At 56.7% G+C, this 12,538-nt stretch carries 12 protein-coding genes; 4 read left to right on the top strand and 8 right to left on the bottom strand.

The features are described 5' to 3' along the window. Positions 1 to 37 precede the first annotated feature (37 nt). Together D9980_RS20660 and D9980_RS20665 are read left to right on the top strand one after the other, a co-directional pair. Positions 38 to 1,543 carry a PLP-dependent aminotransferase family protein gene (locus tag D9980_RS20660; RefSeq protein ID WP_121608317.1) on the top strand — a complete coding sequence of 502 codons (1,506 nt, stop codon included), beginning with the start codon at positions 38 to 40 and terminating at the stop codon, positions 1,541 to 1,543. Between the two features lie 99 nt (positions 1,544 to 1,642). Continuing rightward, the gene (locus D9980_RS20665) at positions 1,643 to 2,098 is read left to right on the top strand and encodes a GNAT family N-acetyltransferase (protein WP_121608318.1); all 456 of its coding nucleotides are present in this window, start codon (positions 1,643 to 1,645) and stop codon (positions 2,096 to 2,098) included. Between the two features lie 47 nt (positions 2,099 to 2,145). Here D9980_RS20665 and rhaM read toward each other — a convergent pair whose 3' ends face one another. From rhaM to rhaB, 5 genes are all read right to left on the bottom strand, one after another. Next, positions 2,146 to 2,460 carry an L-rhamnose mutarotase gene (rhaM, locus tag D9980_RS20670; RefSeq protein ID WP_024482895.1) on the bottom strand — a complete coding sequence of 105 codons (315 nt, stop codon included), beginning with the start codon at positions 2,458 to 2,460 and terminating at the stop codon, positions 2,146 to 2,148. Between the two features lie 16 nt (positions 2,461 to 2,476). After that, positions 2,477 to 3,625, bottom strand: coding sequence for a lactaldehyde reductase (fucO, locus tag D9980_RS20675; protein WP_121608319.1), 1,149 nt, complete (start codon positions 3,623 to 3,625; stop codon positions 2,477 to 2,479). 67 nt (positions 3,626 to 3,692) lie between these two features. Then, positions 3,693 to 4,517: a rhamnulose-1-phosphate aldolase gene (rhaD, locus tag D9980_RS20680; RefSeq protein ID WP_121608320.1), complete on the bottom strand. Its 825-nt coding sequence runs from the start codon at positions 4,515 to 4,517 to the stop codon at positions 3,693 to 3,695. Between the two features lie 10 nt (positions 4,518 to 4,527). Further along, a complete protein-coding gene (locus tag D9980_RS20685) occupies positions 4,528 to 5,784 on the bottom strand; it encodes an L-rhamnose isomerase (protein WP_121608321.1) in 1,257 nt (418 codons plus the stop codon). Further along, complete coding sequence (rhaB, locus tag D9980_RS20690) at positions 5,781 to 7,196, bottom strand: rhamnulokinase (RefSeq protein ID WP_238393738.1); 1,416 nt, start codon at positions 7,194 to 7,196, stop codon at positions 5,781 to 5,783. The genes D9980_RS20685 and rhaB overlap by 4 nt, the downstream gene beginning before the upstream one ends. 377 nt (positions 7,197 to 7,573) lie before the next feature. Here rhaB and rhaS point away from each other — a divergent pair, with 377 nt between their 5' ends. Both rhaS and rhaR read left to right on the top strand, forming a co-directional pair. Beyond that, positions 7,574 to 8,467, top strand: a complete 894-nt coding sequence (rhaS, locus tag D9980_RS20695; protein WP_121608323.1) for an HTH-type transcriptional activator RhaS — start codon at positions 7,574 to 7,576, stop codon at positions 8,465 to 8,467. A gap of 12 nt (positions 8,468 to 8,479) precedes the next feature. Continuing rightward, positions 8,480 to 9,319: an HTH-type transcriptional activator RhaR gene (gene rhaR, locus D9980_RS20700; RefSeq protein ID WP_037411283.1), complete on the top strand. Its 840-nt coding sequence runs from the start codon at positions 8,480 to 8,482 to the stop codon at positions 9,317 to 9,319. A 3-nt stretch (positions 9,320 to 9,322) separates the two neighbouring features. Here rhaR and D9980_RS20705 read toward each other — a convergent pair whose 3' ends face one another. The 3 genes from D9980_RS20705 to trmL form a co-directional block, all read right to left on the bottom strand. Next, on the bottom strand, positions 9,323 to 10,747 hold the full coding sequence (locus D9980_RS20705) for an L-fucose/L-arabinose isomerase family protein (RefSeq protein WP_121608324.1): 1,425 nt from the start codon (positions 10,745 to 10,747) through the stop codon (positions 9,323 to 9,325). Between the two features lie 10 nt (positions 10,748 to 10,757). Further along, entirely contained in the window at positions 10,758 to 11,792 is a 1,035-nt protein-coding gene (gene rhaT, locus D9980_RS20710; protein WP_024527897.1) for an L-rhamnose/proton symporter RhaT, read from the bottom strand. A gap of 215 nt (positions 11,793 to 12,007) precedes the next feature. Further along, positions 12,008 to 12,481 carry a tRNA (uridine(34)/cytosine(34)/5-carboxymethylaminomethyluridine(34)-2'-O)-methyltransferase TrmL gene (gene trmL / locus D9980_RS20715; protein WP_121608325.1) on the bottom strand — a complete coding sequence of 158 codons (474 nt, stop codon included), beginning with the start codon at positions 12,479 to 12,481 and terminating at the stop codon, positions 12,008 to 12,010. Between the last annotated feature and the right edge of the window lie 57 nt (positions 12,482 to 12,538).

Consider the following 12,538-nt stretch of genomic DNA (forward strand, 5'->3'; position numbering starts at 1 on the left):
ACGACAGCGTTATTTTCTCTCTCCGTGGAGCTGCGCCTTGAACCGCCTGACCGAAAAGCAGCTCCAGACTCTCTTGCTGCAAAAAAACCTCGCCAAGCAAACAGTCCCCGAAGTTTCATTAACTACGGCGCTGGCCGCTGCTTTCAAGACGATGATCCAGCAGGGCGAGTTCATCACCGGCCAACGTTTACCGGCCAGCCGTGCGTTGGCAGCCTCATTGCAGTTATCCCGAGGGACCATCGAGAACTGTTATACGGCGCTGGAAACCGAGGGATACGTCTGCAGAGAGGTGGGGCGGGGAAGCTTTGTCGCGCAAAGACAGCAACCTTTGCTGGGCCTGACTAGCGAGCACTCAGCTGCACCCTCTGGCGGCCAGGTCACATTGAGCCGGAGATCGTCACAGCATACCAGGCCTGAACCAGGCAACCTGTCCCAGCAGCGGGCATTTAGCCCGGGCATGCCTGAAACCCGTAATTTCCCGATCCATACTTGGCTCAGGCTATATCAGCAAACCGTCAAAGAAGAGGGGCTGTCTATCTCGGCGGGCAGCAACTTGCAGGGCAATATTCACCTGCGGGAGGCGATTTGCGATTTCCTGCTGGCCGAGCGGGGCGTGAAGGCGCAGGCCGATAGAATTCTGATTGTGAGCAGTACGCAGCAGTCGCTGTCTTTATGTGCGCAGGTCCTGGCGGATGCTGACGATAGCGTCTTTATCGAAAATCCGGGGTATACCGGTGCGATTAAGGCCTTTCGGGCGGCCCAGCTAACGCCTATCCCGATTACCGTGGATGAGCAGGGGATCTGTACCGACGAAATCATTCGCTCTCAGGTTAACGGCAAATTTGTCTATGTCACCCCTTCCAACCAATATCCGACCGGTCGAGCACTTTCGCTGGCCAGGCGGTTGGCATTGATTGAGGCGGCTAAAGCTCGGGATATGTGGATCATCGAAGATGACTACGACAGCGAGTTTCATTACCAAGGCATTGCAACGGCCTGTTTGCAGGGGTTAGACCCCCATCAGCGCACCATTTATATGGGCACCTTCAGTAAAACCCTGTTCCCGGATCTGCATGTGGCTTATATGGTGCTGCCAGCATCGCTGGTAAAACCCATGACCGCCGCACGAGCGAATACGGACAGCCAGGTTTCGGGGATCGCTCAGCGCACGCTGGCAAAATTCATTATGCAGGGACATTACCGAGAACATGTCCTGATGATGAAGAAAATATATTCATCCCGTGCGGCGCTGTTTATTAACGAGATCAACAAGCACTGCGGCTTAAAGGTGAAGGTTATAGTGCCTAACTGTGGCTTGCAAATACTCTGCCTGGTGGAAAGTAAACAGCTTGAGCAAGCTGTTGCCCATCATGCTTCTGAGTATAATTTAACTCTGAGAAGCGTTTCCGAGTTTTGTACTGCAGATATTCCCTTATCTGGCTGGTTGCTGGGCTTCGCGGCTCTGGACCCTATTGAGATAGCCTATAACGTCGAACAGTTTTCCCAGTTGCTAACGCGCTGTTTAAACGAGATGGATAATTAGCCGCTGAAATGGTCCGGTGTCTATAGCGGATTGGTCCATTAACCCCGCCCTATGGCATCGCCTATACTTGCGCCACTTTGAACATGCAGGGGTAGGACTATGTTGATGACTAAAAATGGCGTTACCATCAGGGAAATAATCGCTTCAGATAGAGTGGGTTGGGAACATCTGTGGCAGCAGTATCTGCACTTTTATCGTGCCGATGTCAGTGCCGAAATCACCGAAAAAACCTTTATCCGCCTGTGCCAAAAACAGGATTTGGTCGGTCTGGTCGCCGTTAACGATCAGGGGCAGATCCTCGGCTTTATGCATTTGGTTTATCACGCCTCGACCTGGAGTGATAAAAACTATTGTTATATTGAGGATCTGTTCGTTGATAAAAGCGCGCGGGGACAAAACGTGGCAGAGAGCTTATTTAATGAAGCTTATCAACAGGCGGAAGTGAGAGAGTCAAGCCGCGTTTACTGGATGACCCAGGAGTTTAACTCCTCTGCCCGTTCGCTGTACGATAAAATCGGCCAAAGAACCTCGTTTATTATTTATAGTAAAAAATAGTACGGCGTTAAAAAATAAGGCGACGGGGTTTAACCGTCGCCTGTTGATTATTCTAGATAAAACACTTCACGCAGCGGTGAGCTGACCGGGCTATGATCAGGATTGCTCGGCATCACATCGCCCATATGCTGCCACCAGCGCTGGCAGACGGCGGTGTTGGCCACTGCATCCCAACGTTCTTCAGATTCAATCTCCACATAGCCAAACAGCAGGTTGCGTGCTTCGTCCAGGAAGATGGAATAGTGGTGTGCACCGTGCTCCTTCAGCACCTGTTCCAGCTCTGGCCAGATCGGGTTGTGGCGCTGCTGGTATTCGGCGTGCGCATCCGGGTTTACCTGCATCACAAAAGCTTTACGGATCATGGGTTTTCCTTAAGGGTCACAGCGCGGCTAAATACAGCGCACGAACCTGTTCGCGATCTGCCGTGCGTGGGTTGCAAGGGGCGCATGGGTCAGCCAGTGCTTTATCCAACCAGCCTTCGATATCGGCTTCCTTGATACCCAGGGCCGAGAAACCTGCCGGGATACCCACGCGCAACGAAAGCGCGCGAATAGCGGTAATTGCCTGATGGCTAGCCTGTTCTTCGTTCATGCCTTGCGTGTCCTCCCCCATTGCCTGCGCAATACGGGCAAAGCGAGCCACGGCATTCTGGCGGTTAAACTCTTCGATTACCGGCAGCAGGATGGCATTGCAGACGCCATGCGGCAGATTGTGGGTCGCACCCGGCTGGTGAGCCAATGCGTGCACCAGGCCAAGCCCGGCGCTGTTGAACGCCATCCCCGCCAGGTATTGCCCATAGGCCATCATTTCCCGCGCCTGCAGGTTTTTGCCGTCATCTACAGCGGCAGGTAGCCAGGTGCTAATCAGGCGGATGGCTTCCAGTGCCGAGTGATCGGTCAGCGGGTGAGCGCCCACGGAAACATAGGCTTCCACCGCGTGGGTCAGCGCATCCATACCGGTGGCGGCGGTGACGCTAGCGGGAATATCCAACATCACCTGCGGGTCATCCACGGCGATGTCAGGGATGATGTTGGTGTCGATGATCACTTCTTTGACGTGGCGTTGGCTGTCGATGATCACCGCGTTGCTGGTCATCTCGGCTGCGGTGCCCGCAGTGGTATTGATGGCCACCAAGGCGACGCCTGGATGTTTGACTTTGCCAACGCCGGAATAGGCGGTAGAGGGGCCAGGGTTGCCGGTCAGGATTTTAATCGCCTTGGCGGTATCGATTGGGCTGCCGCCACCGAAGGCAATCAGATAGTCGCACTGCTGCTGTTTGAACGTTTGCCAGCCCTGTTGCACCAGTTCTTCAGTAGGGTTGGGAAACACCTCATTGAACATGGCATAAGGCAGCGCATGCTGCTGCATGGCGTTAAATAGGCCTTCCAGCAGGCCGAGCTCAACCAGTTGACCGTCTGTGACGATCAGCGCCTTACCCCATTGCTTCTGTGCCAGCAGCTTGACCATATCTTCAATGGCGCCGCAGCCGTGCAAACTGATTTTCGGTAATGCCAGCATGAAACTCATGATATTGCTCCTGAAATGAAAAACCGTTGTGATGCGTCCGCCGTAGCGGACGCAGGGCACCGATGTCTCAATCCTTGAGTGCGGCGGCCAGTGGCGTCACGCCGAAACGTTTGGCCAGCGCCGCCAGTTGGCTGCCGGAAATGGTTTGCTTCTTGCCCCCCATCGACAGCACTTTCACCATGATCTCGGCCGATTTTTCTGCGGTGTCGATCAGGCCGAAAGCGTCGTCCAACGTTGGGCCAGAGCCGAAAATGCCGTGGAATGGCCACAGCACCAGGCTGTGTTCCTGCATCTGTTCGGCGGTCTGGGTGCCGATGCCGTCAGTACCTGGCACCATCCAGGGCACGATGCCGATGCCGTCTGGGAACACCACCAGGCACTCGGTGCTGCCTTCCCACAGCAGGCGGGTGAAGCTGGCGTTGTCCAGTTCCTGCACAAAGCTCAGAGCGATCAGGTTGGTGGCATGGCAGTGCATGATGACGCGATCACGGCCAGAGGTGACGTTCATACGCACGATGTGCGACTGGAAATGAGCCGCCAGTTCCGAGGTCGGAAAACCTCCCTGCGAAAGCCCCCAGTGGATGTGGTAGGCGGTGCCGTTGTGGTTCAGTTGCAACAGCACCAGATTCTCTTGCGGTGCCAACTGCACGTTGCGGAAGAACTTGCCTGAACCGGTGACCAGGAACCAGCAGTTGGCCAGCTCGGTTGCCGGTTGCGTCAGCTCTACGCAGCGCGGCTCGGCCACGAAGTCGCTACGGAAAGGCTCAACATCTTCCGCCGAAAGCCGCAGGCTGACGTTGCCGCCGTTGCGCTCATCCCAGCCTTTGAGCCACATGTCGCTGGTGGCTTTGATCATGCCCTGGACGAACCAGGAAGAAACTATCTGTTGCATTGCTCTACCCTTAACGTTGGCTGAGGATCTGTTGTTCGTAATTGCGTACGTTGTTGAGCCAACTGGCATCGGCCGGGACATCGTTACGCTGGCAGTAGGTTTCCCACACGGCTTGCCATGGCAGGCATTTTTGCTCTTCCAGCAAGGCCAGGCGGGCAGTGTAATCGCCGCTCTCTTCGATCTTGCGCAGCATCTCGGTCGGCTCCAGCAGCGCACGCAGCAGGGCTTTCTTCATGTTGCGGGTGCCGATCACCCAGGCGGCGATGCGATTGATGGAGGCGTCGAAGAAGTCCAGGCCGATGTGGACGCGGTTGAACAGGTTGTTGCGCACGATCTCACCGGCGATGGCTTGTGTTTCGTCGTCCAGCAGCACTACGTGGTCACTGTCCCAGCGTACCGGGCGGCTAACGTGCAGCAGCAGGCGTGGTACATACAGCATGGCGCTGGAGATCTTGTCGGAGATCACTTCGGTTGGGTGGAAGTGGCCCGCATCCAGACAGAGTGCGGTCTGGCGGCTGGTGGCATAACCGAGATAAAACTCATTGGAACCCACGGTGTAGCTCTCTGCGCCAATCCCGAACAGCTTGCTTTCCACCGCGTCGATATGGTGTGCCGGGTCGAGTTTTTCGCTAATCACTTCGTCCAGCGCGCTTAATAGACGCTGGCGCGGTGCCAGGCGATCGATCGGCGTATCTTTCATACCGTCCGGGATCCAGATGTTCATCACCGAAGGCGTACCGAGCTGTTCGCCAAAATAGGCCGACACGCGGCGGCTGGCCTGGCAATGTTCAATCCAGAACTGACGGATTTCCGGGTTGGCGTGTGACAGCGTAAAACCGTCGGCGCTCAGCGGGTGCGAGAAGCATGACGGGTTGAAATCCAGCCCCAACTGGTGCTGTTTGGCCCACTCCACCCAGTTTTTAAAATGGCGGGGTTCAATGTTGTTACGGGCTACTGGCGTCTCAGACTCCAGATAGATCGCGTGCAGGTTCAGGCGTTTTGGGCCAGGGATCAGTGCCAGAGCCTGTTCCAGATCGGCTCGCAGCTCTTTGGCATTGCGTGCTTTGCCCGGGTAGTTGCCGGTGGCCTGAATGCCGCCGGTCAGGGAGCCTTCCGGATTTTCGAACCCGGCAACGTCATCTCCTTGCCAGCAGTGCATTGACACCGGCAGGGTCTCCATAGCGTTTATCGCGGCTTCAACGTCCACGCCAACGGCAGCAAAGCGCTGTTTTGCCAGTTCCCAAGCTTGATCGATCGAGCTTTTCATATGCAAAGTTCCTTAGGTAATTGACTCAACGACTGAAATTGCGACCAGTGGGCGGCAAAGTCTGGATTGTCGCGAGGGGTAAAGTGTTGTAATGGGAAGTTTCGTGCCACGATGCGGCGGAATTGCCCAATGTCGCTGACGGCGTCCAAGGCCATCAACTGGCAGCCGACGTTGCCCAGGGTTGAGGCTTCGATTGGCCCGGCGCTGATGGCCAGCCCGCAGGCATCGGCACACAGCTGATTAAGAAAATGGTTCTGGCTGCCGCCGCCGACGATATGCAGGTGGCTGAGCGGGCGGCCGTGCATCGTCGCCAACTCCTGTGCGACCTGGCGGTAGAGCATGGCGAGGCTGTCGAAAATACAACGCACCAGTTGGGCTGCGGTTTCCGGCACCGGCATCCCGCGCTCGCGGCAGTTGTCCTGAATGGTTTGGCACATGTTGGCCGGGTTGATAAAGCGATCGTCATTGGGGTTAACCAATGAACGGCAGGCTGGCTGTTGGGCCGCTTGAGCGATCAGGGCAGGCAGATCGCTGATGTTCAATTCCTGAGTCGCGCGTTGCAGCAGCCACAGGCCCATGATGTTTTTCAGCACCCGATAGTCCGTTGCGCCGCCCTCATTGGTGATATTGGCCGCCAATGATGCCGGGTGAACCACCGGGATTGGGCTTTCGATGCCCATCAGCGACCAGGTGCCGGAGCTGAGATAGGCGGCATTGGCATCTTGCAATGGCGTAGCAAGTACCGCGCTGGCGGTGTCGTGCGTTGCCACGGCAATCACCGGGATCTGCTGACCACTGGCGCTGGTCCAATAGCCCACACGGTTGCCTGGAGGTGTCGGTTTGCCAAACCAGCTGGCAGGTACCCCGGCCCAGGCCAACAGTTCCTCATCCCATTGATCGCTTTCAATATTCAGCAGCTGGGTGGTGCTGGCATTGGTGTATTCCCAATTCAGCTCCCCCGTCAGGCGAAAGTGCAGGTAATCCGGGATCAGCAGCAGGTGAGCCACGCGATCTACCAGTTCTGGCTGCTGTTCGCGCAGGGCACGCAGCTGGTACAGCGTATTGAAAGGCAGGAATTGAATGCCGGTGCGTTGATAGATATTGCTGCGGCCCAAATCCTGCTGGGCTGTTGCCATCAGCCCCTGGGTGCGGGCATCACGGTAGGAAACGGCCTGGCCGACCCGCTCACCTTGGGCATCCAACAGCACAAAATCCACGCCCCAGGTATCGATGCCGATGCTATCAAGGCGAATGCCTTCTGCATCAAGCTGCGCCAGCGCCTGACGGATGTTGCCTTCCAGCGCATCCAGATCCCAGCAGTCTTGCCCTGCCCGGTGCTGCAAACGGTTGGTGAAGCGGCTGACTTCACGCAGCTTGAGTTGTTGCTGCTCTGGTTGATAGCTCGCCAGCATCACACGTCCACTGGAGGCTCCAAGGTCGATGGCGACAGTATTGCGAATAGTCATGAGAGAAAGCCCGTGATTGCTTGATGCGAGCAGTGTAGGAAGTTGCCGCTGCCCGGGCCTTCTCGCCACTGCCAACGCCAGAGGGGGATTGGCAAAATGGCAAAGGTAAAGGTGAAGTAGCTCACAGTTTACGACTCGGGCCGGTTTTCGCCCGGTTGTGACCTTGTACGCATTTCTCAACATTGCTACGGCTTTCTTAAAAAACGCGCAGCTTTAGCGTGCTTTTCGGTCAAAACCTTAAGGTTTGTTACCGGACGCTTCTCTTACTATCGATTACCGACGTTGCGCGGTAATCCCGCCGCGCCAAAGCTCCGGGGGGCAAGATGAACCTATTGCACAGTAGTGATTTTTTCCCTTCCTGCAGCGCGCCCGTGGTGATCGAACCCCGCGAGCCGCAGCAGGCTTTTCCAGAACATCATCATGATTTTTACGAAATTGTGATTGTCGAACAGGGGGCGGGGGTGCATGTGTTTAATGGCAACCCCTATACCCTTAACAGCGGTTGCGTCTGTTTTGTGCGCGATCACGATCGCCACCTGTTTGAACAGACCGACGGCCTGATCCTGACCAATATTCTGTTCCGGGCGCCGGACGCTTTCCGCTTTGTTTCAGGCGTGGAGCAGTTCCTGCCGCGCGAGGCCGATGGTGTATATCCGGCCCATTGGCGCATCAGCCAGCAGGTGTTGCAACAGGTCAAGGGGTTGATTGCGCAGCTCGCGGCGGCACCTGCAGGTGAGCGGCCAGAAGAGATAGCGCTGCATGAAAGCGTATTTATGCAGCTGTTGGTGCAGCTGTGGCAGGGCTGTCTGGCCCGGCAGGGGGACGATCAGGAGGGGCGTTTGCATCAGCTGTTGGACTGGCTCCAGGGCCACTATGCTGAATCGATCGAATGGTCCGAGCTGGCCGATCGCTTTGCCATCCCGCTGCGTACGCTGCACCGGCAGCTGAAACAGCACACCAACATGACGCCACAGCGCTACCTGACCCACCTGCGTTTGTTACAGGCGCGCCATATGCTGTGCCACAGCGATAGCAGCATCACTGATATCGCTTTTCGCTGTGGTTTCGGCGACAGCAACCATTTTTCGACCCTGTTCAAGCGTGAGTTTACCTGCCCCCCCGTGCGCTACGTGGCATGCGCTAGCGACGCGAAAATCACGACTACGTCAATTTTCCTCGCCGTGGGTTCGGCAATAATGCCCAGTCGTGCCAAATAGGAAGGGTGTGAGATGAGGGAGACATTACTGTTAGAGAGCCGCGATTATCTGCCCTCTGTACAGATGCCGGTGGCCGTGGCGGAGCGCTATCCCCAGATGGGATTTGCCACGCATACTCACCAGTTTTGCGAGATTGTGATCGTTTGGCGTGGCAATGGCCTACACGTGCTGAACGATCGCCCTTACCGGATCACCTGCGGGGATATTTTTTATATCCGTGCCAGCGATTGCCACAGCTACGAGTCGGTACACGATCTGGTGCTGGATAACATCATCTATTGCCCGGATCGCCTGCGGTTGAATGCCCAGTGGGAAAGCCTGCTGCCGCCGTTTGATACCTCCAGCGAGCGCTACTGGCGGCTCTCTACCCAAGGCATGGCGCAGGCCCGGCCGATTATCGCCCAGCTTTCGCAGGAGAGCCGTAAAACCGATTCGTTATCTATCCAGTTGACCGAAGCCTTACTGCTACAGTTGGCGATCGTGCTCAAACGCTATCGCTATGCGGTGGATTGCGTGCACATGTTGCCGGACGGGGAACAGTTGGACTTGTTGATGGCGGCGTTGCAAAGCGGCATCGACGGCGACTTTGATCTGCCGGCATTTTGCCAGCAGCATCAGTTGACTGAGCGGGCGCTGAAGCTACTGTTCCGCCAGCAAACCGGTATGACCATCAACCACTATTTGCGCCAGATCCGTTTATGCCAGGCCAAGCGTCTGCTACGCCGCAGCGAATACCGCATCAGCGATATTGCCGCCCGATGCGGGTTTGAAGACAGTAACTACTTTTCCGTGGTGTTCACGCGCGAGGCCGGAATGACCCCGCGCGAGTATCGCCAACGGTTTATTGCCTAGGGGCTAGGCGATCCGGTTTGTGCGAATATGCAGTACCTGAGCGAGCTTTTCCAGCCGATCGCCCTGGTGGCCAATACCGATAGCGCAGTGGTGGGCAGGGCCAGCCAATGACCACTCACGGGTAAAGGTTCTGGCATCCAGGCTGAAACGGTAGCGACTGTTGGTATTGCCGATATCCAACGTTTCCCCCGCCACCGAGAGCCCCTCGGCATACTGCAACACGACGTCGCCGTTACGCTCCTCAACCACCGATAAGAAGGTGACCGGGCCGTTCTTCACCGACATCTGAATCGAAACGCCACATCCCGGCTTGCCGTGATACACCGGCAGCGGCACCAGGCGTACATCGCCTTCTGCCATCAGCGGATGCGCAGGCCCATCGTGGCCCCATAGCACGGCGTCATCCTCGAATTCGATGCCGTAAGGCTCAGAGAAGGATCCACCTGCTCCCAGCAGGGCGAAGATTTTCATGGCGATCGCGTTTTTGACTTCGTACTCACCAGCGATCGGGATGCCTTTTTGGGTCAGCAGAGTATTACCTGCAATCACCGACGTAACGATATTCTCGTAATCATTGCCGTTGTGCCCTTCGTAGTAATAGGCCATTGCGCCCAGCCCATGCCGTTCTACCAGCCGATCCAGCGCGCAGGCGGTATGCGCAGCGCGTTGCAATTCGGCCTCTGAACAGAGCTCGTCGACCACAAATGTGTTGTGCATTTCATCCCGCTTAAGCTGGATTTGCGCTGTGGTGCTTTGTTGGCGCAGAGCGTTCAGCTCGCACATTTCCAGCGGTTTGAAACGCACACCAAGCTGGGCGGAGAGGTTGGTCAGATTGCTGTAGACGTCGATCATCCCGTCGTAATAGTGGCCGAGCAGGCCGATCTGCGTGGTGCTTAACGCATTACGCAGTGCGAAAGCGGTCAGCCAGTTGTCCAACTCCTGCCAGACCTGTGGATCGCCCTGTAACGCCCCCACCAGCAGTTGGTACTCGATCCCGGCGCGATTAAATACGTTGGCCAATTCGGGAGCACTACACGCCTGGCAGTGGGCAAGCCATTCGCCGGTGCGATCGCCACGATCTGCCATGGCGCGTATTTTCTGGTAGGGCAAACCGGCCTCGGGTTGCAAGGCTAATACCAACACCGGTTTACCCAAGGCTTGCACCAGCGGCAATACGGTGGCACTAAGCGCGTAGGTGCTGATGTAAAGCACCACCACATCTACCGGCTGGTGGCGAGCCTCTGCCAGCAACGCATCGGCGGCAGCGACCGAATCCACCAGCCCGCCACGCTGAACCCGATGGCCGTTGGAAAGGCGTTCGGCGATCTGTTCGAGGTAGCCTTCAAGCCGGGGCTTAAGGCCGCTAAACTGCGGCCAGTAAGTGTCAAGCCCGATACCAAACAGCAAAATATTCAACGGACTGTTCATTTTTCGCTCCTCAAGACGCCATGCCCAAGCCCACAATGTTGGCAGCCAGGATGATCACCAGGCAACCGAGGCACAGCACTGCCACCGGCTTTCTGGTCCCGCATTTCCACTCTTTCAGCAGTAGCCCGACGATGCCGCCGCACAGCACGTAGAAGCTCATGTGCAGCATCCAGCTCATGTAGTCGTACTGTGCCGGGATTTTGGCGTGGCCCCAGGCGTAGAAGAAGAATTGCAGATACCACATCAATCCAGCCAGCATGGAGAACAATACGTTGGCGACCAGCAGCTTTTTCGGCAGTGAGAAATCGGCTTTCACCGAGATATTTTTCAGGGTGGCCAGGCGGATCAGGCAGTAGCCCAGGTTGATCAGCGCGCCGCCGCCCATAATCACCACATAGCTTGGCAGAGCAACATACAACGGATCGATGCCCAGTGCTCCGGCGGCTTCATGCATCGGTTTGGCCGCGTCCATGGCGAAGGACATACCGGCGGAGAAAATGCCGCACATCACCGCCAGCGCCAGCCCCTTCTTGAGGCTGAATTCCTCGGCGCGGATGCCCATGGCCCGCTCTTTCAGCAAGCCCGCATAGCTGACGATCACTACGCCGACCAACGCCACAAATACCCCAACCAGCGACAGGCGACCACCGGCAGTGCCGAACAGTAATTCAAAGCGGCCCTGCAACAGCGGCGTCATCAATGTGCCTATGATCAACGTGATGCCGATGGCGATACCAATCCCCATCGACATGCCGAGATAGCGCATGGTCAGGCCATAGTTGATATTACCGATCCCCCACATGGCGCCAAACAGGAACACCGGCAGCAGGGTGGCGGCGCTGAATGAGCCGTAATACTGCCAAAAATCGGGTAGTAGCATATAGCTGATGGCCCAGGGAAGGATCAGCCAGGAAACGAAACCGCCGATCGACCACATGGTTTCCCAAGACCAGTTTTTGACCTGTTTGAATGGCGCGTAGAAGCAGGCCGCACTGGCCGCCCCTACCAGGTGCCAGAGTATCCCTAGCAGAATGGCGTTGTTCATCTTGTTATCCTTGTTGTTGTTGGCGTGGTGACGTAGAGCGCAGAGACCACGGATGAACAGGGAGTCTAAAGAGACACTAGGAAAGGAACCTTCGGTTGGCTGCCGGTTGCCGGGAGAGCATGGCAAAATTCAGCGGGTGCGGGTGTTGACGATCACAAATTTGGCAGGGCGGCGATGGGGCGATGTCTGGCTGGCAGGCGATCGCCCAATAGGGGTTACTCTTTAAGCAGTGCGCCCGCATAACCCAGTTGGCGCCAGGCTTCGTAAACCACCACCGAGACGGCGTTGGACAAGTTCATGCTGCGGCTTTGGGCCTGCATGGGAATACGGATCTTCTGCTGTGCGGGCAAGGCATCCAGAATGCTGGCGGGCAGGCCACGGGTTTCCGGGCCAAACAGCAGATAGTCGCCAGCCTGATAGCTGACGGCGCTATGTGCCGGTGTGCCTTTGGTGGTAAGGGCAAACAGCCGCTGTGGATTTTCGCTGGCGAGGAAGGCGGCGTAGTCGGCATGGCGCTTGATGCAGGCAAATTCATGATAATCCAACCCGGCACGGCGCAGGCGTTTGTCGTCCCACGGGAAGCCCATAGGTTCGGTCAGATGCAGTTGGAAACCGGTGTTGGCACACAGGCGAATGATGTTGCCGGTGTTCGGCGGAATTTCAGGTTCAAATAAAACGATATTCAGCATGTAAAAAGCCCCTCATGACGAGGGGCGCAGAATAGCAAAATCTTTGGGTGCTGGCGA

It is taken from the genome of Serratia sp. 3ACOL1, from assembly GCF_003668775.1.
Taxonomy (GTDB): domain Bacteria; phylum Pseudomonadota; class Gammaproteobacteria; order Enterobacterales; family Enterobacteriaceae; genus Chania; species Chania fonticola.